Genomic DNA, 24,289 nt, shown 5'->3' on the forward strand with positions numbered 1-24,289 from the left:
TAAAAATATCAAAATACTATAGTTGATGAAAAAAATAGGACTATTATGTTTAATTCTAATTACGACTTGTGTTTCATCTTGTGAAAAAGATGACATCTGCGTAGATGGCGAGACACCTTTATTGGTGATTAACTTTTACGAATTTGATGCTACAGAAGAAACTGAAAAAGCAGTTACTAAACTAAGAGTTGTTGGTGACGGCAAAGACATTACTGTAGATACAGTTATAGACAGAACAGATTTAAAAACTATTAGTATTCCTTTACAAACAGATGCAACTTCTACAACGTATAATTTAATATCTAACTCTGCTACCAACGATGCTGATGAAGAAACAGGTAATGCAGATACTATTACCTTTAATTATACAACAGAAGAAATTTATATTTCTAGAGCGTGCGGATTTGTTATTCACTTTAATGAACTAACGAGCACTCTTGCTGCTGACACTGATAATTGGATTAAAAACGTAGAAGTAGTAGAAACCACAGTAGAAAACCAAGCCGTAACACATGTTAAAATATATCACTAGTATTTGCCTTTTTGGCATTGTTTTTAGCGGCTTAGCGCAAAGCAAGACCATAGATTTAAACAAGAAAGATTCTCTTGTTTACGAACAGCCTTACGGTATACGTTTGGGTGTTGACTTAAATAGACTTGCCCAAAATTTTTACAAAGAAGATTACAAAGGTTTAGAAATTACAGGAGACTATAGACTGTCTCAAAACCTATACGTTGCTGCAGAACTTGGCAACGAGGAGAACACAAGAGAAGAAGATAATTTTAATTTTACAACCACTGGTAGCTACCTTAAACTTGGTGTAGATTTAAATGTATATGATAATTGGTATGGCATGAACAACTCTATCTATATTGGTGGTAGATACGCTTATAGTACATTTAAACAGAAAATAAACAGTTACCAAATTTACGATAGTAATAGGTACTGGAATGAAGACTTTGTAACAGGGACAGAAAACTTATCTGAGTTTGATGGCCTTAATGCATCTTGGTTCGAGTTTGTTTTAGGAACTAAAGTAGAGCTATTTAAGAACTTATATTTAGGAGCAAGTGTACGTTTAGGCTATTTACTAAGCAACAAGACTGGAGATGGCTTTGCTAACATTTGGATTCCTGGTTTTAACAAAACCACAGAAGATAGCAATTTTGGTAGTGGATACAATTACAGTGTTAGCTATTTAATACCGTTATACAAAAAGGCTAAAAAAAAGAAAAAGGTGGTTCCTAATACAGATAAAGAACCTAATCCAACAAAATAAGTAAGGTTAATTACCTTAAAAAAAAGCCAGAAGCACTCCTGTTTCTGGCCAACTACAATTATAACTAACAACGAGGTTAATTCACTTTAAACTCAAATATTTCTGATATAGAACAATTTGCTTCTTCATCTGTTGTTTTTACACGCCAATAATATATTGTATTTGCCGTAACATCTACCTCTAAAAAAGTATCTGTAGTTACACCTAAACTAGTGGTTGGCGGTGTTGCTGTACCAAAGAATACCTCATAATTTTTAATGTCATTATCTACGTCTGCTCCTTGCCAACTTAGGGTTACTTTACTACTTGTTGCTGTTACCGTAGTACCTACTGCTGGCACTAAAGCTTCTGCCATAAAAGGCGCATAATTAACAACTCCGTCTCCTGCTAAATAAAATTTCCAGATAGCACTTTCTGCTGTTTCTGTTGTACTAGAAGATGTAGAAATTACTTGCCAAGAATAAGGCTCACCTTTATTTAATGTAATATTAGTAGCCTCCGTAGCACTTGCAAATGTATTTACTTGACCGCTAGTTAAATTTTTAACCTCCACATTGTAACTATCTACATTTGTTGCTGCTTGCCAACTAAAGGCCACTGTAGCCTGACTATCATTAACAGATACACCTGTTAAGCAAACCTCATCATTAGCTGGTAAGCTTAACTCTGATGCTGTTGGAATAAAAATCTCTGGCTCAGTTGGACTATCATCTCCACCTCCGCCACAGCTAGTTAAAATTATAGCAATTATAAATTCGTATATTTTTAAATACCTTGTCTGCATTACTTAATAATTTTAAATGTTTTATTAATTGTTTTGCCCTTTACAGAAACCACATATTTACCTGTTTTTAAAACAGCTGTTGCTATCTTAATTTCTCTATTTGCTGCTATTTTTTTCGTATCAACAAATAATTGCCTTCCCATAAAATCATAAATAACAACATTTACACTAGCATCTTTACCTGCACAATAAACACTTAGCTCTGTCTCTACTGGATTTGGATAAAAACGCACTTCTTCAGATACAAAAACTTCTTCTGTAAACTTACCCTGACAAGCTATTCCTGTTGCAGCGCTAATCCTATTCATACCAGGTTTTAACTGTATATCAATATTTTTATCTGTAGTTTCAAATGTTATTCCGTTTACCGTAACAAAATATAACTCTGCTCCTTTTAAAGCGAGATTTACACTTTTAGACGATGTATCTATTTTTGATGAAACGGATAAATCTTCAGGCTCAGTAATAACAACATTAAAACATTGCTCGTAACCCGTTTCACTATCAATAGTAAAACAAACGGCATAAGACCCAGCACTTAAATCATTTAACTCTAACTCTTCTGTAAAATTATCCGTTGAAGTAAAACCATTAGGTCCACTTATTATAGCTGTATAATTTAAGCTCTCTACTGTAGTAATCTTAATTTTTCCGTTGTTAGAAACAGAACAGGTTTCGCTAACTGTAGCAATTTGGTAATTTGTTACTGGTAGTGTAAACAAAGTGCAACCAGTAACATCTACAGTTGCTCCTAAAGGTGTATTAGAACAAGCATCGTTAGCATTTACAACACCATCACTATCTAAATCATTTGGGTCTACAAACGGTTTATCTCCATAAACAATAAATTCTCCTGCAGCTAAACTTATACTAGATGTTGTACTAGTAATCTCTAATGGCTTATTTTTATTTAATAAGTTATACCACGTACCGGTCTCTTGAAAATCTGGAGTTATACTTTGGGTTGACATACCAAAATTACCCAAAACAACGATATGTTTTATTTGGTCTGATGTTGCACCATCTAACGTTAAATGTATTTTCTTTAATCCGTTTGGGTTTGATGCATCTATAGTAAAATTTGTAGTGGTAAAAACTGAAGCATTTTTCTTTAGATTGATAAGTTTGCTCCACGTATTGTAAACAGCTTTTCGGTTAGGGTTATTCTCATACTCCCATAAAATTGGCTTATTGCCAACGCGTCCATTTTCTTCAATAGAAATATCATACCCCAATTCTCCAAATTGCCATATCATTTTTGGTCCTGGAACTGTAAAGAAAAATGCTCCAGCCATTTTTAAACGCTCCAAAGTTGTATTTAAACTTTTAGTTGAATAGTCGTTTTCTTCGTTTCCAAAATTTAAGCTTTTATATAGTAATCTCTCCTCATCATGGCTTTCCATAAAAGATATTGCAGATGGCTGTTTAAATCCTTTTTGCACATAAGAAACTCCAGAAAAATTAGATTTCCCTGCCGTATTGTACCCCATTAAAGCCTCGTTATAAGATTCAGTTTGCTTGTTCCAAAGTAAAATTCCTTTACCTTCTGCAACTCTATAATCTGCCCATTGTTCCTCTTCTGTAATACCTCCTAAATGTTCAAAAATGACATAAAAATTATCATTAACATTCCATTGATCATCTGCATATTGCTGTAAAACATCTACTCTATCTTGTTGATATGCATTAGTACAACTATCGTCATTTGCAGTACAATTTTGAGTAAAACCCTTGGTTAAATCCCATCTAAAACCATCTAAATTAAATTCATTTATCCAATATTGCGCAGTACGCTTAACATACTCTTGTGTAGCAGCAGATTGATGATTATAGTCGTTAAAAACACTATAAGAGTGCTTTGCTTCCTCATTAAAAAACGGATTATCAGCTGTTGCTTTACCTCCTAAACCACCATTGCTATCGTTCCATAATCTAAAATAAGGGTTTTGTCCGCTTGCGTGATTGTATACAACATCTAAAATTACTGCTATGCCTCTACTATGGCATTCATCAACCAAATCTTTAAAAGCCTCTTTTGTTCCATAATATTTATCTAATGCCATATGAAAAGACGGATTATATCCCCAACTCTCATTACCATCAAACTCACTAATTGGCATAAGCTCTATTGCATTTATACCTAAATCTTGTATGTAATCTAGTCTATTTTTTAACGCAGAGAAGCTATGTAAAGCATCAAAATCTCTAAGTAAAACTTCGTAAACAACTAAATCTGATTTTTCTGGTGCTACATAGTTTGTTGTTTTCCAAGTATACGCTGCATCACCTGTACGTAAAACAGTTACAGCTTCCGTAGTTAAATTGGTTGGATATTCTGGTAGATTAGGATAAGTAACCTCATCTATATATTGATCTGAATATGGATCTAAAACTAATGTAGAATATGGATCTGCAACGTTAATTTCAAAATTAACCAAGTATTGGTACATATGGTTTGTTTGCGGAGTTAAACCAGTTAACTCTATCCAAAACCTATCTGTTGCACTATCTTTTTTCATTAGATAGTTATTGTCTATTTCCCAATTGTTAAAATCGCCAATAATATGTACAAAATCTTTTAAAGGTGCATAAAAAACCAATGTTGCTTTAGTTGCATCTAACGGATCTAAATTAATACCATCTAACATACCTGTTGGTACTGCCTCCTCTTGCACTACAGGAGATACAACAGCGCTAAATGTTGACGTTTTGGTTTCTGACCCACTAGTTATTTCTAGTGTAAAGTTTGTGTTTTCAGTTACCAAGTAATTGTAACTGTAATCTGTAATTTCTGTTTGTGTATCTACTATAACAGCATTTGCTTTAAGTACAAAAGTTGCGCTTAAAGAAGATGTAGCCGCAACTAATAAATTATCTCCAGAATTTACTACAGATGTAGTTTCTGTTGGCGAAGAAAGGTTAAATTGAAACGTACCAACATCAAAAATATAATCTTGTGTTTTTTTGTCTCCATCACCATTTTTAGCTTTAATTAGAAGTCCTATTTTACCAATATTTGTTCTATTAAAAAAAGAAGTCGGTGTTAGTTTAAAACTATAAGTACCATCACCATTATCTGTGATTTTTTGACTCTCGTCTGAGTTTGTCCAACTTCCGTTGGTAGGTGAATCTTGTGTATTTTCACCCGCTGAATCTAAAGACCAAGCCCATATGTATGCATCTGAAACACTCCAAGTAGAAAGGTTTAAATTAGAAACAGTAATAGTAATTTCTTCATTTTCTCCAAAAGCTTCTGGAGAAACCGAATAGGTTACGTTTTGTACTTGAGAAAAACCAAGCGTAGTAAAAAACAAAAAAAGAAGTAGTAACGTTTTTTTCATAGTCAGTTATTAAAAAAGGGTTGCACTATGTGCAACCCTTTTAAGTTTATTTACTTTATTCTATTACTATTGTAGGAGAAGCTTCATCTGAAAAATCTATGGTAACTTTATATGTACCAGTAACAACACTAATATTATTGTCATTTTCCGTATCCAAGACTCCGTCTGACTCTAAATCACCATAACTTGCATCCCAAGCATCGTTAGCTCTAACCTTTATTTCTCCGTCTACTAAATCAATACTATCTATGATCCATACACCAGGATTACCAAAATCTGGAGTAAATTTAGTATCTGGTCCATCCCATCCGTTAGGAGTAGCAGAACCAACTAAGCCCCAAATTGTAGTTTCTTCTAATGAATACTCTAAAGTATTAAAATTAACCGTTAATAAGTAATAACCGGCAGTAACAGCAATATTATTATCTGCTTCTGTATCTAAAACTCCATCTAGGTTTCCATCACCATAACTAGTATCCCACTTATCATTCATCCTAACCTTCATTTCACCATCTACTAATTGTACTACAGCTTTAAATGTATCTGTATTGTAATCATATGCTAGTTTTACATTAGGACCATCCCATCCGTTAGGAGCAGCACTACCTACAATACCCCAAAAATATTCTTCAATAGTATAAGAGTTATCACTTAAGTTAATAGTAACTTTATAGGTACCAGCTTCTGCTATAACTATATTGTTATCTGGGTCTGCATCTAAAATACCATCTAAGGTAGCATCACCTAAATCTCCGCCCCAAGTATTGTTTTCTCTTAATTTAATTTCACCAGGAACTAGGTTTGCATATGCAACAATTACATTAGCTTCTTCTGTAGTGTAGAATGGCACGTCTGGACCATCCCAACCATTTGGAGTAGCAGAACCTACAATACCCCAAGAAGACATCTCTACACCACTACCTGCTTCTATATCTTCTGGTAATACAACATTTAATGTTGTTACTTCAGAAAAGCTTTCTGGAGCATTTTCTGCACCATCACCAATATATGCTCTAACTCTAAAATACAATACACCTGTATTTGGCATATCTACTGTATTTGGATCATTATCTAAACCTGCTGTAGTTGCTAATTCTAGCATTTTTTCTACAGTTACGCCTAAATTATTTTCTGCAGTTGTACCTATTTCTACTACCTCTGCAAAATCTTCTGTTGCAGAACCCTGTAAATCGTAAGCATTAGGAGTTGCAATACCAAAATCTGGACTGTTCCATACAAAACGTTCTGCTATATTGGTCTTTGTAGCATCTGTTAATACATATTCACTTAAAAAAGTACTTGTAAAAGCAATATCTTCTGATGGTGCTTTTGCTGTGTATATTAAATTATCATCGTCTTCACAAGAGGTAAAACCTAAAGCCGTTAAGATGAATAATCCTATAATTCTTATATTTTTCATAGTTATGGTTTTTGTTATTTAGTATCCGTTATTTTGTTTTAGGTTAGGATTTGCCTCTAAAGCCTGTAAAGGAATTGGAAACAATTTATACGTATCTGGTATTGCTGTACCATTAGCTACGCCACCTTTCCATGGCCAAACGTAAGAGCTACCCGTGAACTTTTCAAAACGAATTAAATCGGTTCTTCTGTGTCCTTCTAAATTTAGTTCTCTACCACGTTCATCTAAAACAAAGTCTAATGTTAAATCTGCAGCATCTATTGGTTCTGCATTAGCTCTTTCTCTTACCTGATTTACATAACCTAAAGCTTCGCCTAAATTCTGAGAAGTTCTAATAGCACACTCTGCATACATTAAATAAGCATCTGCCAACCTAAACAATGGAAAATCTGTACTAGAAAATGCTGTTGGTGCAGTAGAAGCTGTTAAAGCATTTGTATTTCTAAATTTAATTGGAGGATAACCATCTGTCCAAGTTTTATAGTCGTTCATTTCATAAGAGTGCCCTTCTGTAAAAAACAAACTAGCTCTTTCATCTGTTGTTGTTTCTAAATCACCGTATAAACCATACCAACCTTTAGATGCTCTATGACCTCCCCAGCCATCTGTTAATCCATAATCTGCTAGGGTCATAGTTTCAGAACTACTAGAACCATTAATTATGTATGTTGTATTACCGTAACTTTGACTCGTAATTGCGTCTGCAATTAAAGGAAATATCATTTCTGACGATGTATTGTTATCTGCAGAAAAAATACTAACATAGTTATCTGCTAAAGTATAGCCACCGTTTGTTATTACCTTACCTATTGCAGTAAGTGCTTCTGTATATTTTGGTGTTCCTGTATATACTTCTGCATTTATATACAACTTAGCTAGTAACATATTACCTACTGCCTTGTTTGCTCTACCATAATCATTAGAATCTGGTAATGTTTCTACAACAGCAAGTAACTCTGACTCTACATAAGCAAATAACTCTGCTCTTGTTGCTTCTGGTAATGGTGCCGAAGAACCAAAATTTTCTTCTGTTGCTAATACACCTTTACCAAATGTATCTATAAGGTAATAGTAAGCTAAAGCTCTTATAAAACGAACTTCAGAAGTTACCTCTGTCTTACCTTCTGTATCTACATTTTCTAAAACAGATAATAAATTATTACACTGTGGTATTGTATAATAAATTCTATTATACAGATATCTGAAAAATTTATTATTCTCGTCCCAATTAGATGTTGTTGTAAGTTGGTCTAATCCATCATCTCCCCATCTATTTTTTATACCATCTGCAGTAAAATCCTGAAGATTTACAATTCCTCTTAAAAAAGGAGATTCACCTGCATCATCACTAATATCTGAGCTTCCTGGGCCATCTGGTCCAGATAATGCAAAAGAACCATACAATCTAGAAACTATTCCCTGTACCGCATTAGGATCTCTAGCTATTAATTCTTCTAATGTTAATTCTACTAGCGGGTCTGTATCTAGATCTTTTGTACACCCAACGTTACTACATAGGGCCATTCCTAAAAAAGCTATTATTATAATTTTTTTCATATCCTAAAAGTCTAAATTTAATCCCAAGGTGAATACTCTAGGTCTTGGGTAAAAATTATTATCTATTGAGTTAAAATTCTCAGGGTCTTGTCCGCTATAATCGCTTATAACAAAAAGGTTATTTGCAGCACCGTATACTCTTAAAGAAGCGTCTTTTAAGAAATTAGGAACTCTAAAACCTATTACAATATTCTCCATTCTTAAAAAAGAAGCATCTTCTAAGAAATAATCTGAAAAAGGAATATTACCCTGTACATTTACAAATGAAGTAGTAGCTGCATCAGAATTAAAATCTAATACATTACTTAAACTATTACTATTATTAGGTATAGCTTTATCTATCCACCCAGAAGTTAAACGTCTTGCATTGTAAACTTGTCCTCCAAGTTGACCTCTAAAGCTAGAACTAAGGTCCCAATTTTTGTAGTTTAGATTAAGTCCAAAACCAAAAGTCCAGTTAGGTCTTAATGTTTCATAATACCTGTCATCATTATTTATAACATTATCACCATTTACATCTACAAATGCATTAGAGATTGGATCTCCACTAACATCATATACTTGTTTAAAAACCCATGCTGAGTAAGGTTGGTAACCTACGGCGTGGTATGCTAAACTAACTCCTGTACCTGTTGGTAAGCCAGACTCGCTTGCAGTTATTCTTGTTACATCTTTTAAACTAGTAACTTCTGATCTATTGTAACCTACATTAGAATTAAATTCTAAATTAAAGTCTTGAGTTGATATAGGTCTTATGTTTAAGTTAACTTCAAAACCTTTACTTTCTGTTTCACCTACGTTTTGCACAAAAGCATCTGACAATGCCTGTCCTGGTGGTACTGCTGTTCTAGCCAATAAATCTTTTGTTTCCTTTTGATAAAAATCTACTGAACCAGAAACAATACTATTAGCAAACAAATCAAAATCTAAACCTACATTATAAGTTGTTGTTTTTTCCCAAGTTAAATCTGGATTAAAAGCTTTTGCAGAGTACAAGTTTACTCCACTTAAATACTGACTAGTACTAGAACCAATCTCAAAAAGTGGTGAAGATGGGTAGTAACCAACAGCTCCCGTAATATCCTGTTGTCCTGTTCTACCTGCTCCTAATCTTAACTTAAGATCGTTTACTGTGTTAGAATCTTCTAAGAAACCTGCGTTTCCAATTTTCCAGGCTACAGCAGCAGCAGGAAAATAACCCCATCTATTATCTTTTGTAAATAAAGAAGAACCATCTGCTCTAAAAGATAATGTTACCAAAAATTGATCTGCTAAATCTATATTTGTTCTACCAAAGAAAGATTGTAGGTTTAGTACATTATAATATCTATTATTAAGGTTGTTAGGGTTTATTAACTCTTCTCTAATTCCTGTTTCTTCATTGTACTTATATCTTACAGAAGTACCATCGTTTTTAAAGTTTTGATAAGAGTAACCTCCTTGAACTTCAAATCTTTTTACAAAACCTTCAAACTTTTTTGTGTACACTAAGTATGCATCTAAAGTTGTATTTGTAATATCTTGATCCTCTGAATAATTTACACCTGGATTAAATAAGTAATTTGTATTTATATCCGTATCTACGTTATTAAAAGCATATGTAGAAATAGAATTATCTAAAAAAGTTTCTTCTATATTAGCTTTAGAAGCTTCTAAACCTAAATTAACAACTGCTCTTAATTCTGGTAAAGCATGTAACTTATAATCCAATTCTACATTTCCTAATATACGAGCAACTTGTTCTGGTCTTTGTCTTTGTTTCAACAAAGCTAAAGGATTGCTTTGCCCATCTAATAACAACCTATTACCATCTACAATAGTATTTTGGTAATAACCTCCAAAACGATTGCTTGGACTATCGTCAAAAACAGGTTTAGTAGGATCCATATTTAGAGCTCCACCTAAAGCTCCACCCTCATCTATAGAGTTTTTATCAGAAAAAAGCCCTTTTGCATTTACACTTACTTTTAAATGATCATCAAAAAAAGTAGGTGTTAATTTAACAGATAAAGTAACTCTTTCATAATCGTTAGTTTTAACCACACCACCGGTATTAGTATAACCAACAGAACCTCTAAATGGTATTTTACCTCCTAAATTAGCTCTTGCACTAAAATTAGTATTTGTAGATATAGCTGTTCTAAAGATTTGATCTTGCCAATCTGTATCTCCAATAATTCTACCTTCTATAGCTGCTGTTAATGGATTATCAGTTGCTGTTGTATTAGGATCGTCTACACCTAACAAGTTTGTAAACGTAGGGTGATACTGACTTATAAAGCTAACATATTGCTTACTATCCATTAAGTCAATATTGTTAGCAACATTACTTACAGACACGTCTGAAGAAAAGTTAAACTTAACCTCTCCTGAAGTTCCTTTTTTAGTAGAAATAATAATTACACCATTAGATGCTCTAGAACCATAAATGGCCGTAGCTGAAGCATCTTTTAATACACTAAAGCTTTCAATATCATTAGGGTTTATAAGCGATAAAGGGTTACCTACACCTGCAGGGTTTGTATTATCTACAGGAATACCATCTATTACTATTAAAGGACTATTGTTTGCCGATAATGATGAACCACCTCTAATTCTAATATTAGGTGCAGAATCTGGCTGACCACCATTAGATGTAATACGCACACCTGCCATTTTACCAGTTAATAATTGGTCGGCAGATACTACAGATCCCTGATTAAAGTCTTTAGAAGATAGTACATCTACAGAACCTGTTAAGTCTTCTTTTTTTGCACTACCATAACCAATAAGTACAACCTCATCTAGTAACTCGGTAGATTCTAACATTTCTACATTTAAAGTACTAGAAGTAACTTTCACTTCTGTTTCATTGTAACCAATAGAAGTAAATACAAGTACATCACCCATATTTACATTTCTTATTTCGTACATTCCATCAAAATCTGAAATAGATCCGTTTGTTGTTCCTCTTACAACAACATTTACTCCTAATAATGGAGATTTTGTTGTTTTGTCTGTAATTTTCCCAGACACAGTTTGTTGTGCAAAAAAGAGCAAGGGAAAAAGAAGAAACACACCTAAAAAAATATTTTTTAGTTTATTCATAAAGTTAGTTTGAGTTAATAATTTGATTAAAACTTAACACATTTTTATATTTCGCTTAGTGAAAGTATACGGTTAACTTTAATTTAACAAATCTACATAGTTACGCAACGGGTTGCATGTTAACAACTTTATCAAAAAGTATGTTTTTACGTGTAAAAATTAGGTAAATATTAATAGATTGTTATTTATTTACAGTGAAAAATTAAGTATTATCAATTTATAGTTAATACTCACCCTTTGTTCACAAACGTTGTATCTTTATATTATGAAAGCCAAAATTACCATAAAAGACATTGCAAAAGAGTTAGGCGTGTCTTCTTCTACCGTTTCTAGAGCTTTAAAGAATAGCCCTGAGATAAGTGAAGAAACTCGCAAAAAAGTAAAAGCTTTTGCAGACTTATATCACTATAGACCAAATATGTTAGCGCAAAAATTACGTAACAATAAAACTATGGTAATTGGGGTAATTATTCCAGAAATTGTACATCACTTCTTCTCTAGAGTAATAAGTGGCGTAGAGAAAATAGCAAACGGAAGAGATTATAATGTAATGATATGCTTATCTAACGAATCTTATGAAAAAGAGAAGTTAAACATACAGATGATGGCTAACGGAAGCGTAGATGGCTTGCTAGTTTCCATTGCTAAAGAAACCTTAGAAAAGGGCGACTTTGATCATTTTAAGGAATTAAAAGATTATAGTATTCCCTTAGTTTTATTTGATCGAATTTCTGATAAAATAGATTGTGATAAAGTTATAGTAGACGATATTGGCGGAGGCTACAAAGCAACCAAACACCTATTAGATGTAGGGTGCAAAAAAATAGCAATATTATCTACTCCAGATCACGTTAATGTTGGTGCTTTGCGTACTATTGGTTATAAAAAAGCATTAGAAGAAAGTAACATTAAAGTTAATAACGATCTTATTTTTAAAGTAAATGATAAGTCTAATATTACTGACCAAATTACAACCTTTATGCACAATACAACTATAGAGTATGATGGTATTGTAGCAGTGAACGAAATTTATGCAGCCAACGTTATTAAAATTGCTAAAGAAAAAGATTTACAAATACCAAAGGACCTTTGTGTTGTTGGATTTACAGATGGTTTAATCTCTTCCTTCTCTACCCCTTCTTTGTCTACAATAGACCAACACGGAATAACAATTGGTGAACATGCAGCAGAATTATTATTAGACAGAATACAAAATAAAGAAGTGTATAGAGAGTACCAACGTAAGGTAGTTTCAACCGATTTAATTATTAGAAAATCATCAGAAAAAAATACTGATTTGTAATCCGTATTAAAATTTTTATATCTTTACCCCATCAAAATATTAAACTTAACACTTAATATTTTTATACTTCGCACCATATACACGCCACACTGATACTAATCTTGGCGCTGTATTTTTATATTAAATATTTACATTATGGAAAAACAGAAACTTGGTTTCTGGCAGATCTGGAACATGAGTTTCGGATTTCTGGGAATTCAATTTGGATTTGCCTTACAAGGAGGTTTTATGTCCAGAATTTTTCAGACGCTAGGTGCAGAAAAAGATGCTATACCCCTTTTATGGATTGCAGCTCCTTTAACAGGGTTGGTTGTACAGCCTATTATTGGGTATTTAAGTGATAGAACTTGGAGTGTACGCTGGGGAAGAAGAAAACCTTATTTTTTAATTGGTGCTATTTTAAGCTCTTTAGCTTTATTTATTGTGCCACACTCACCCTCATTATGGGTTGCTGCTGGTTTTTTATGGATTTTAGATGCATCTATTAATGTTTCTATGGAACCTTTTAGAGCACTTGTAGCAGATAAATTACCAGACTCTCAACGTTCTTACGGTTTTGTTATACAAACTTTAATTATTGGTATTGGTACGTGGGTTGCTAGTAACTTACCTTGGTTAGTTTCTAAGCTTGGTGTTAGTGACGCTGCACCATCTGGTATAGTTCCTATGTCTGTTAAAATTGCATTTGCTATTGGTGCATTCATTTTTTTAATAAGCATATTATATACCGTTTTTACCACATCTGAATATCCTCCGGAGGATATGGATGAGTTTAAAAAAGAAAAAGCTAAAAAGAATCAGTTTATTCTAGACATTGTAAATAACATTGGAAATATGCCTTCTACAATGAAAAAACTAGGAGTTATACAATTCTTTAGCTGGTTTGCCTTTTTTACAATGTGGAGTATGGCTAACCCCGCTTTAACAGAGCACGTTTTTAACGCCCCTGCTCCTATAGAAGCAAATTACAATATGGAGATCCCTGCACAACTGCAAGAATTTAATACGGTTAATGAGTCTTTTCAAAAAGCATCTAACCTTGTTGGTTCTTATATGGGTACTTATGGTTTGTCTTCAATGGCTTTTGCTTTAATTCTTGTTTTATATACATCTAAACGAAGAATTAATAGAAAAATAGTTCATATGTTTTCTTTAATCATAGGCGGTCTTGGATTTATACTTATGTATTTTATTCCGTCTCCAGAATACTTAACAGTTTGCTTTATTCTTATTGGTTTTGCTTGGGGTAGTATTTTATCTATGCCATATGCAATGCTTTCTAGCTCTGTAGACCCAAAACGAATGGGCGTATTTATGGGAATATTTAATATGTTCATTGTTATTCCCCAAATAATTGCTGCTATTGGCGGCATAAATATCATCTCTAAATTACTAGGAGAAGATGCTATAAACTCAATGATTATTGCTGGTATTAGCTTAATTATTGCTGGTTTATGCAATTTTTTAATTACTGAAAAAGGTGCAATTTCTTATCAAACAATAGAAGAATAAAATGAAAAGAAAAGGATTCATATTTGATCTAGACGGCGTTATTGTAGATACTGCCAAATACCATTTTTTAGCATGGCAAAAGCTTGCTAATTCTATTGGTGTAGATTTTACAAAAGAACAAAACGAGCAACTAAAAGGTGTAAGCCGAGTAAAGTCGTTACAAAAAATATTAGACTGGGGTAACATAACACTAGAAACAGAGGAGTTTAACAACTTAATGTCTAAAAAAAATGAAGATTATTTACAACATATAAAAAAAATGGATGCTTCTGAAATTCTACCAGATGTACCAAGAATACTAGAGTTGTTAGAAACAGAAAATCAAGGTATTGCCTTAGGTTCCGCTAGTAAAAACGCAGAAGTTATTTTACAAAAAGTAAACTTAATACAAAAGTTTAGCGCCATTATAGATGGTAATGGTGTTACAAAAGGAAAACCAGATCCAGAAGTATTTTTAAATGCTGCTAACGCACTTTCTATAGCTCCAGAAGATTGTATTGTTTTTGAAGATGCAACTGCAGGTATTAAAGCTGCTAATGCTGCAAATATGATTAGTATTGGTATAGGAGATGCTTCAATTTTACACGAGGCAGATTATGTTTTTACAGATTTTACAGAAATTTCATCAGACTTTATACAAGAATTAATAAAAAAATAAATGTAGATAATAGCTTACTCAAAAAGTAACATCTGCAAGAATCAATAGCATAAGAAATTATGAATCAAGATTATATTATACCAAACAACTGGTCTATCATAGAGGAAGGTTTTAATACAGACAGAGTTAAATCTTCAGAAAGCTTATTTAGTATTGGAAACGGTGCTATGGGACAAAGGGCTAATTTTGAAGAACATTACTCTGGTCCTACTTTTCAAGGAAGTTATATAGCCGGAGTTTATTACCCTGATAAAACAAAAGTTGGCTGGTGGAAAAAAGGATACCCTGAGTATTTTGCCAAAGTACTAAATGCTCCAAATTGGATAGGCATAGACGTACAAATTAATGGGGAAACATTAGATTTATTTACTTGTGCTAACGTAAGCAACTTTAAAAGAGAGCTTAATATGCAAGAAGGTTGGCTGTCTAGAAGTTTTACAGCAACCCTTAAAAACAAAGTTACCGTAACTGTAGAAACAAAACGTTTTTTAAGTCTAAACTTAGATGAAATTGGTGCTATTGCATTTACAGTTACACCAATTAACACAAATGCAAGGGTAGTTTTAAGTCCATATTTAGATGCTGGCATTACCAATGAAGATACTAATTGGGACGATAAGTTTTGGGAAATAACCAACATAAGTAAAGAAAATAATAAAGCATTTATAGAAGCACACACGTTAAAAACTGAATTTAGCACCTGTACTTTTATGGAGTCTGAGTGCTTTTTGAATAATGAAAAGGTTCAACTTACTCCCTCTATTCAAAAAGAAAGTAACAAAATTACATTTGAGTATTCTACAGATGTAGATGCAAATTCTTCATTTACTATTCACAAATTTGCGGGCTATACAGTTGATAGAAATCACGCTAAAGAAAACCTTATTTCTGCTGCCTCACAAACACTAGATAAAGCAACAAAAACAGGTTTTAATGCTTTATTAAAAGAGCAAAAAGAAGCTTGGGCTACTATTTGGGAAACATCAGATATTACAATAGACGGCGATGTTAAAGCGCAGCAAGGTATACGTTTTAATATTTTTCAATTAAACCAAACGTATTTAGGTACAGATGCTCAATTAAATATTGGCCCTAAAGGTTTTACAGGTGAAAAATACGGAGGTAGTACTTATTGGGATACAGAAGCATATTGCTTGCCTTTTTATATGGCTACTAAAGATCAAAATGTTGGTCGTAATTTACTTTCTTACAGATACAATCATTTAGAAAAAGCTATAGAAAATGCAGAAAAGTTAGACTTTTCTAACGGTGCTGCACTATACCCTATGGTAACTATGAATGGTGAAGAGTGCCATAACGAATGGGAAATTACCTTTGAGGAAATTCACAGAAATGGAGCCATTGCTTTTGCTATTTATAACTACTACAGGTATACTGGAGATTATAGTTATATTCCTGAAAAAGGTCTGGAAGTTCTTATTGGTATTGCCCGTTTTTGGTATCAAAGAGCTACTTTTTCTACCAATAAAAATAAATACGTAATTCTAGGTGTTACAGGTCCTAATGAGTACGAAAATAACATAAATAACAACTGGTACACCAACTATATGGCACAATGGTGTATTAACTACACAGCAGAAACTATTGCCAATGTAAAAGAAAATTATACAGAAGACTATAACAGAGTTATGGCTAAAGTTAATTTACCAAGTACAGAAATTGATAGTTGGAAAGAGGTAGCTGATAATATGTATTTTCCGTTTTCTGAAGAGCACAATGTGTTTTTACAACAAGACGGATTTTTAGATAAAGAGTTAACTCCTGTTTCTGATTTAGACACATCTCATCGTCCTATAAACCAAAAATGGTCTTGGGATAGAATTTTACGTTCTCCATACATAAAACAAGCAGATACATTACAAGGTTTTTACTTATTTGAAGATAACTTTAGCAATGAAGATATAGAACGTCATTTTGATTTTTATGAGCCTTTTACAGTACATGAAAGTTCTCTTTCTCCTTGTGTACATAGTATTTTAGCAGCAAAGCTAGACCGTATGGATCAGGCTTATAATTTTTATTTAAGAACTTCTAGATTAGATTTAGATGATTACAATAAAGAGGTAGAAGAAGGTTTACATATTACATCTATGGCAGGTACTTGGATGAGTATTATTGAAGGCTTTGGCGGTATGCGAGTACGTAACCACAAACTCTCTTTTAGCCCTAAAATACCTAAAGAATGGGAAGGTTATTCATTTAAAGTTAATTTTAGAAACCATACAATTAAAGTAAGTGTAACTCAGTCTAAAAATACTTTTGAACTATTAAAAGGTGAAGAACTAACTATACTAGTAAATGGTAATTCTATTACTATTAAACAGAATAATTTAATTACTGCTTAAAATACTATTTTAGTTATGAAAAAAGGATTTTTAAGTGTATTTGTTTTTGCTCTTTTTGTTTCTTGTTCTTCTAAAAAAGAGCAGAAACAAGAAGAAGCACTTATTACAGTTACTAATGATATAGAGCGCATAGAACCACCAAATTGGTGGGTTGGTTTTAAAAACAACAATCTACAACTACTGGTTAAAGATCCTAATATTGTAGAAGCTACCGCTACTATTTCTAAAACAGGTATTTCTATAAAAAAAGTGACTAAAGGTGATAGTCCTAACTATTTGTTTATTGATTTAGAGATTAATGAAACAGCAACCGCTGGCAAGTTTAATATTACTTTTACTGCTAAAGATAATTCTAAAAAAGTTCAGACATATGAACTTAAAGATCGAGATAAAAAAGCTGAAGATTATGTAGGCTTTTCTAGCGCTGATGCCGTTTACTTAATTACTCCAGACCGTTTTGCAAATGCTGATAGCAGTAATGATATAGACAGTACTTTAAATGAAAAAGCAATAGACCGAACTAATGATTATGCCAGACATGGAGGCGACATTAAAGGCATTACAAAAAATTTAGATTATATAGATAAATTGGGTTTCACCGCTATTTGGCCTAGTCCGTTACTAACTAATAATATGCCACAAGCATCTTATCACGGCTATGCAATTACAGATTTTTACGGTGTAGACCCACGTTTTGGAACTCTTGATGAATATAAAGAGCTTGCTGTAAAAGCGAACAAAAAAGGAATAAAAATTATTATGGATCAGGTAGCTAACCATTGCGGATTAGAACACTGGTGGATGAAAGATTTACCTTTTAAGGATTGGGTTAATTACCAAGATGAGTTTATAAATAATAAACCTGTAAAAATCTCTAACCATAAGAGAACTAGCAACCAAGATATTTACGCGTCTAAAGCAGATAATAAAATAATGACTCACGGTTGGTTTGGTAATCATATGCCCGATTTAAATCAGCGTAATTCTTTTTTAGCAGCCTATATTATTCAAAATAGCATTTGGTGGATAGAAACTTTAAAGCTTGGAGGCATACGCCAAGACACCTATCCTTACCCAGATAAAGACTTTATGGCTAATTGGGCAGGTTCTATAATGGAAGAATATCCAAATTTTTCAATAGTAGGAGAAGAATGGAGTTACAATCCTTTATTAATTGCATATTGGCAAAAAAACAACCCTAACAAAGATGGTTATGAGTCTAACTTAACTTCTACAATGGATTTTGCTATGCAAAAAAATATTGTAGACGCTTTAAATGAAGATGAAACTTGGGGAACAGGATTTGTAAAAGCTTATGAAGGTTTAGCAAATGATTTTGCATACCAATCTCCTAAAGACATTATGGCTTTTTTAGACAACCATGATATGGATCGTGTTTTTACACAGTTAAATGAAAACGTAGAAAACACAAAAATTGCTGTTACTTATTTAGCTTTATTGCCACGTATTCCTCAGTTTTATTATGGCACAGAAATACTAATGCAAAACACAGCAAAACCAGGAGATCACGGATTAATACGTACAGATTTCCCTGGCGGATGGGAATCTGATTCTTCAAATGCATTTACTGGAGAAGGCCTAACCTCTAATCAAAAAGAAATGCAAAATTTTATGAGGACTCTGCTAAATTTCAGAAAACAAAGCAAAGCCATACACAATGGTAAAACAATACATTTTGCACCACAAAATGGCGTTTATGTGTTATTTAGAATTTTAAATGATGAAATAGTTACCATCATTCTAAATAAAAATGAATCACCATACCAATTAGATCTTTCTTCTTTTTCTGAAATAGGATTATCAAATAAAAAAGTAACTAATATAAGTACAAAGCAATCTTTTATCTGGAAAGACAGTCTTCTTTTACCTACAAAAGGAGCTACAATACTAACAACAAAAATTAATCAATAAAATGAAAAAAATAATTACAATTTTATCCTTATTTGCAGTAGTACTATCCTGCAAGGAAAAAGTAAAAAAAGAAGAAAACAATGTAATTGTAGAAAAAGAACCAATTGCTATAACAGAAGTTATGGAAGATGGTGTTATTTACGAAGCCAACATTCGTCAATACTCACCAGAAGGTACGTTTAATGCTTTTACAAAAGACATTCCTGTACTTAAAAAACTTGGAGTTAAAGTTATATGGGTTATGCCAATTAACCCTATATCTAAGGTTAAACGTAAAGCTACAGATGGTCAATTTACTAGCGATATTAAAGACGAAGAAGAACGTAAAAAATACTTAGGTAGCTACTACTCTGTGTCCGACTATAAAGCTATAAACCCTGAGTTTGGAACGTTTGATGACTTTAAAAATATGGTAACCACTGCGCACGAAAATGACATTTTAGTTATTGTAGATTGGGTACCAAACCATACAGGTTGGGACCATCCTTGGATTAAAGATCACCCGGAGTATTATACTCAGAATGAAAAAGGAGAAATTATAGACCCTATTAACCCAGAAACAGGAGAATCATGGGGATGGACAGATGTTGCAGATTTAAATTACGATAATGAAAATATGCGTAAGGAAATGATTAGTGATATGAAATTTTGGGTAGAAAAAGCAGACATTGATGGTTTTAGAATGGATGTAGCGCATAAGGTACCTGCAGACTTTTTTAATATAGCTATTAAAGAAATGAAAACTGTAAAACCTGTTTTTATGCTGGCAGAAGCAGAACAACCAGATTTACTACAAAACGGTTTTGATATGCAATACGGCTGGGAAGCACATCATATTTTAAATGAAATTGCAAAAGGAGAAGCTAACGTTGCTAAGTTTGATGCCTATATGGTTAAACTAGATAGCATTTTAGAAGCTGATGATATTAATATGAATTTTGTTACCAACCACGATGAAAACTCTTGGAATGGCACACTTTTAGAAAGAATGCCTAATAATAAAGAAGTATTTACTGCATTAACATATGCAATGCCTGGAATGCCACTAATATATTCTGGTCAGGAATATGATATGGAACACAGATTACGCTTTTTTGAAAAAGACACAATTCCTAAAGCAAAAGGAGAATATTTTACTTTGTTAGAAAAACTAGGCGAATTAAAGAATACTAATCCAGCTTTAAATGGAGGAAAAGACGCCGCTAAATACACAAGAATTTCTACTTCTAACAACGAAACTACATTAGCATTTAAAAGAGATAAAGATGGAGAAACTGTTTATTTTATTGCTAATTTAAGTGATAAAGAGCAAGAAGCAACTATTGCTATAACAGGAGATTTTACAGATTACATCTCTAATACAGCTTTTAAAATTGATGAAAAAGTAGCCGTAAAATTGGCTCCTTGGGAATATCATATTTTGACTGCTAAAAAATAGAAAATAACACTCATTAAAAAAGCGCCAATTTTAGTTTAAAATTGGCGCTTTTGTTTTTTTGTATAAAACCTATAACGGAATATTACCGTGTTTGCGCTTAGGTACATTTACAACCTTATCCTCTAACATAGCCATAGCTTTTATAAGTTTTTTACGGGTATCTTTTGGCAAAATAACCTCATCTATAAAACCTCTTTGTGCTGCACTGTATGGATTTGCAAATGTATCTGCATACTCTTGTTCTTTTTCAGCTAGCTTAGCCGCAGGGTCTTCTGCTGCATGTATTTCTTTTCTAAAAATTATTTCACTAGCACCCTTGGCTCCCATTACTGCAATCTCTGCTCCTGGCCAAGCATAATTCATATCTGCACCAATGTGTTTAGAGTTCATAACATCATAAGCACCACCATAAGCTTTACGAGTAATAACTGTTACTTTGGGCACTGTAGCTTCACTTAATGCATATAACAATTTAGCTCCGTTTGTAATAATACCATTCCATTCTTGATCTGTTCCTGGTAAAAATCCTGGTACATCTACCAATACCAATAACGGAATATTAAAACAATCGCAAAAACGTGTAAAACGTGCTGCTTTTTTAGAACTATCTACATCTAATACACCAGCTAAACTCATTGGTTGGTTGGCAACTATACCTATGCTTCTACCAGCCAAACGAGCAAAACCAACAACAATATTATCCGCGTAATCTTTGTGAATTTCAAAAAAAGAATCTTTATCTATAATTCCGTTTATAACATTACGCATATCATATGGCTGATTTGCGTTTGACGGAACCATAGTTTCTAACTCTTCTCTAATTTCATCACCCAAAGTAAAAGGAAGCTTAGCAGGTTTATCCTCGCAATTTTGAGGCATATAGCTAATCATCTGTTTAATTTGGTTAATACACTCTATATCATTTGCAGCAGTTACGTGCGTAACACCAGATTTTGTTGCGTGTGTTTTTGCTCCTCCTAATTCTTCTGAGGTCACCTCTTCATTAGTTACTGTTTTTACCACATTTGGTCCAGTTACAAACATATAACTAGAATTTTCTACCATAAAAGTAAAATCTGTCATTGCAGGTGAATATACAGCACCACCAGCACAAGGTCCCATTATTGCTGAGATTTGAGGTATAACACCAGAGGACATTACATTTCTATGAAAAATATCTGCATAACCACCTAAAGATCTAACTCCTTCTTGTATTCTTGCTCCTCCACTATCATTTAAACCAATTACAGGTACACCTATTTTCATAGCCATATCCATAATTTTACATATTTTTTCTGCGTGCGTTTCAGACAGAGCTCCACCAAAAACTGTAAAATCTTGTGCAAAAACACAAACTTGTCTTCCGTTTATTGTTCCGTAGCCAGTTACAACACCATCTCCATAAAACTTCTGTTTGTCCATTCCAAAATCAGATGTTCTATGTGTTACTAAAATTCCTAACTCTTCAAAAGAACCTTCATCAACTAAAAAATGAATACGTTCACGAGCTGTTAATTTTCCTTTCGCATGCTGTTTTTCTATACGTGCCTTACCGCCACCTAATTTAGCTTGCTCTATTTTTGAGTGTAATATATTTTCTTTGTTTTGCTCTTCCATCTTACTTAGTGTTTCTATTAGTTCTCCAATTGGAAGTTTCTTGTTTTGGTGTTTTAACTATTTTGTTATGCTCGTTAAACAAATGCACACCTAATAGTGCTGCTACTTTATGTTCTGGCAAACGAGCCTCTATCAACTTATCTGAAGAATAATATTTTTTCACAAATTGAGTGTCAAAATTTCCAGATACAAATGCAGGATGTTCACAAACAAATTTTCCAAAAGAAAGTGTTGTAGACGCTCCTTCTATTTTATAATCTTCAATAGCAGAAATCATTAACTGTATAGCTTCTTCTCTTGTTTCGCCATACGTAATAAGCTTAGAAAGCATTGGATCGTAGTAAATAGGAATTTCCATACCCTCCTCAAAACCATCGTCTACTCTAATACCTTTACCTTCTGGTCTTTTATAGGTTGATAAAGTCCCTATACTCGGCATAAAGTTATCTAATGGATCTTCTGCATATACCCTAACTTCTAAGGCGTGACCTTTTATAGCCAAGTCTTTTTGTGCTATTTCTAATTTCTCGTTTCTTGCAACTTTAATTTGTTGCTCTACCAAATCTACCCCTGTAATAAGTTCAGTAACAGGATGCTCTACTTGTAAGCGCGTATTCATTTCTAAGAAATAGAAATTTTTATCTGCATCTAATAAAAATTCTACGGTACCAACACCTACGTAATCACAAGCCTTTGCAACCTTAATGGCTGCATCTCCCATTGCTTCTCTAATAGCAGGTGTAAGCACAACAGATGGTGCTTCTTCTACTACTTTTTGGTGCCTACGTTGTATGCTACATTCGCGCTCAAATAAATGAACTACATTTCCGTGGTTATCTGCTAAAACCTGAATTTCTATATGCCTTGGAGATGCAACATATTTTTCTATAAAAACAGATCCGTCTCCAAAAGCAGCTACAGCTTCACTAATGGCACGTTTCATTTGTTCTGGTAACTCTTCAATATTTTCTACAACACGCATTCCTTTACCTCCACCACCTGCAGCAGCTTTAATAAGAATAGGAAAACCTATTTCTTTAGCTATTTTTATAGCTAAATCAACATCTGTAATTGCTTCTTCTATACCAGGAACCATAGGAATATTATAATCTTTAACGGCTTCTTTAGCTGCTAATTTATTACCCATAATCTCTATAGCATGTGGTTTTGGCCCTATAAATGTAATGCCTGCATTTGTTACTTTTTTAGCAAATTCTGCATTTTCACTTAAAAAACCATATCCTGGATGTATACCATCTGCGCCTGTATCTAAAGCTGCTTTTAGTACTTTATCCATTACCAAGTAAGACTCTGAAGACGGAGCATTACCTAAGCACACAGCTTCATCTGCAAATTTAACGTGCGGTGCTTCTCTATCTACTTCAGAAAAAACAGCAACAGTTTTTATTCCCATTTTTTTAGCAGAACGCATTACTCGTAATGCAATTTCTCCTCTGTTTGCAACTAGAATTTTCTTCATCCTAATGATATTTCTATTAATAATTGTCCTTTTTCTACAGCATCGTCTTTTTTAACTTCAATCAATTTTACAACACCATCACTAGGCGCAGTAATAATGTTTTCCATTTTCATTGCAGACAATACTAGTACTTGCTCTCCTTCTTTAATTTCTTGGCCTTCAGTAACCAAAATATCTAGAATAAGACCAGGCATAGGAGCATTAATATTTTTTTCTTTTTTTGTACTAGCAGTCAGTAACCCCATTTGTTTTACCATTTGGTCATACTCATCTGCTATGGCAATAGTGTAATTATTACCATTTACCTCTACGGTAAGTTTTTTGGCCAAGTAGTCTGTGTGTAACAGTTTAGCGCTGTATTTTTTATTATCTTGTAATATATGATATTCTGTATCTGAATGTTTAACAATATCTAGCTCAGAGACTTCCTTGCTATTTAAAGCTATTTCTTCATTATTTACTGAAACAACGTATGTTTTCATAATACAATAGTTTATAAATTTTTATGGTTAGA

16 protein-coding genes are annotated in these 24,289 nt (G+C 33.1%); 8 read left to right on the top strand and 8 right to left on the bottom strand.

Annotated features, from left to right (window positions below):
- The first annotated feature begins 25 nt into the window (after positions 1 to 25).
- Both BT107_RS05770 and BT107_RS05775 read left to right on the top strand, forming a co-directional pair.
- The gene (locus BT107_RS05770) at positions 26 to 532 is read left to right on the top strand and encodes a DUF6452 family protein (protein WP_072302788.1); all 507 of its coding nucleotides are present in this window, start codon (positions 26 to 28) and stop codon (positions 530 to 532) included.
- Positions 513 to 1,280, top strand: a complete 768-nt coding sequence (locus tag BT107_RS05775) for a DUF6048 family protein (RefSeq protein ID WP_072302789.1) — start codon at positions 513 to 515, stop codon at positions 1,278 to 1,280. The genes BT107_RS05770 and BT107_RS05775 overlap by 20 nt, the downstream gene beginning before the upstream one ends.
- A 76-nt stretch (positions 1,281 to 1,356) precedes the next feature.
- On the opposite strand, the gene BT107_RS05780 is transcribed toward BT107_RS05775, so the two are convergent.
- From BT107_RS05780 to BT107_RS05800, 5 genes are read right to left on the bottom strand one after another with little or no spacing between them, the layout of a single operon-like run.
- On the bottom strand, positions 1,357 to 2,064 hold the full coding sequence (locus BT107_RS05780; RefSeq protein ID WP_072302790.1) for a hypothetical protein: 708 nt from the start codon (positions 2,062 to 2,064) through the stop codon (positions 1,357 to 1,359).
- Complete coding sequence (locus tag BT107_RS05785) at positions 2,064 to 5,405, bottom strand: alpha-amylase family glycosyl hydrolase (RefSeq protein ID WP_072302791.1); 3,342 nt, start codon at positions 5,403 to 5,405, stop codon at positions 2,064 to 2,066. Before BT107_RS05785 ends, BT107_RS05780 begins: the two co-directional genes overlap by 1 nt.
- Positions 5,406 to 5,460: 55 nt before the next feature.
- Complete coding sequence (locus BT107_RS05790) at positions 5,461 to 6,825, bottom strand: SusE domain-containing protein (RefSeq protein WP_072302792.1); 1,365 nt, start codon at positions 6,823 to 6,825, stop codon at positions 5,461 to 5,463.
- A gap of 18 nt (positions 6,826 to 6,843) precedes the next feature.
- Complete coding sequence (locus tag BT107_RS05795) at positions 6,844 to 8,382, bottom strand: RagB/SusD family nutrient uptake outer membrane protein (RefSeq protein WP_072302793.1); 1,539 nt, start codon at positions 8,380 to 8,382, stop codon at positions 6,844 to 6,846.
- 3 nt (positions 8,383 to 8,385) lie between these two features.
- On the bottom strand, positions 8,386 to 11,469 hold the full coding sequence (locus BT107_RS05800) for a SusC/RagA family TonB-linked outer membrane protein (protein ID WP_072302794.1): 3,084 nt from the start codon (positions 11,467 to 11,469) through the stop codon (positions 8,386 to 8,388).
- Between the two features lie 265 nt (positions 11,470 to 11,734).
- Here BT107_RS05800 and BT107_RS05805 point away from each other — a divergent pair, with 265 nt between their 5' ends.
- The 6 genes from BT107_RS05805 to BT107_RS05830 all read left to right on the top strand — a co-directional run bounded on the left by BT107_RS05805 (position 11,735) and on the right by BT107_RS05830 (position 20,678).
- Positions 11,735 to 12,772 carry a LacI family DNA-binding transcriptional regulator gene (locus BT107_RS05805; protein ID WP_072302795.1) on the top strand — a complete coding sequence of 346 codons (1,038 nt, stop codon included), beginning with the start codon at positions 11,735 to 11,737 and terminating at the stop codon, positions 12,770 to 12,772.
- Positions 12,773 to 12,907: 135 nt separating this feature from the next.
- Complete coding sequence (locus BT107_RS05810) at positions 12,908 to 14,284, top strand: MFS transporter (protein ID WP_072302796.1); 1,377 nt, start codon at positions 12,908 to 12,910, stop codon at positions 14,282 to 14,284.
- 1 nt (position 14,285) lies between these two features.
- A complete protein-coding gene (gene pgmB / locus BT107_RS05815) occupies positions 14,286 to 14,942 on the top strand; it encodes a beta-phosphoglucomutase (RefSeq protein WP_072302797.1) in 657 nt (218 codons plus the stop codon).
- A 59-nt stretch (positions 14,943 to 15,001) separates the two neighbouring features.
- Positions 15,002 to 17,308: a glycoside hydrolase family 65 protein gene (locus BT107_RS05820; protein WP_072302798.1), complete on the top strand. Its 2,307-nt coding sequence runs from the start codon at positions 15,002 to 15,004 to the stop codon at positions 17,306 to 17,308.
- A gap of 15 nt (positions 17,309 to 17,323) precedes the next feature.
- On the top strand, positions 17,324 to 19,240 hold the full coding sequence (locus BT107_RS05825; RefSeq protein ID WP_072302799.1) for a glycoside hydrolase family 13 protein: 1,917 nt from the start codon (positions 17,324 to 17,326) through the stop codon (positions 19,238 to 19,240).
- A gap of 1 nt (position 19,241) precedes the next feature.
- Positions 19,242 to 20,678, top strand: a complete 1,437-nt coding sequence (locus tag BT107_RS05830) for an alpha-amylase family glycosyl hydrolase (protein ID WP_072302800.1) — start codon at positions 19,242 to 19,244, stop codon at positions 20,676 to 20,678.
- A 69-nt stretch (positions 20,679 to 20,747) separates the two neighbouring features.
- Here the strand turns inward: BT107_RS05830 and BT107_RS05835 are convergent, their stop codons facing one another.
- The 3 genes from BT107_RS05835 to BT107_RS05845 are packed head-to-tail and all read right to left on the bottom strand — an operon-like array spanning position 20,748 to position 24,257.
- Positions 20,748 to 22,295, bottom strand: a complete 1,548-nt coding sequence (locus BT107_RS05835; RefSeq protein WP_072302801.1) for an acyl-CoA carboxylase subunit beta — start codon at positions 22,293 to 22,295, stop codon at positions 20,748 to 20,750.
- A gap of 1 nt (position 22,296) precedes the next feature.
- A complete protein-coding gene (gene accC / locus BT107_RS05840) occupies positions 22,297 to 23,775 on the bottom strand; it encodes an acetyl-CoA carboxylase biotin carboxylase subunit (protein WP_072302802.1) in 1,479 nt (492 codons plus the stop codon).
- Positions 23,772 to 24,257, bottom strand: a complete 486-nt coding sequence (locus BT107_RS05845) for a biotin/lipoyl-containing protein (RefSeq protein WP_072302803.1) — start codon at positions 24,255 to 24,257, stop codon at positions 23,772 to 23,774. Before BT107_RS05845 ends, accC begins: the two co-directional genes overlap by 4 nt.
- Positions 24,258 to 24,289: the final 32 nt, after the last annotated feature.

This window comes from Cellulophaga fucicola, assembly GCF_900119145.1.
In the GTDB taxonomy this organism is placed as follows: domain Bacteria; phylum Bacteroidota; class Bacteroidia; order Flavobacteriales; family Flavobacteriaceae; genus Cellulophaga; species Cellulophaga fucicola.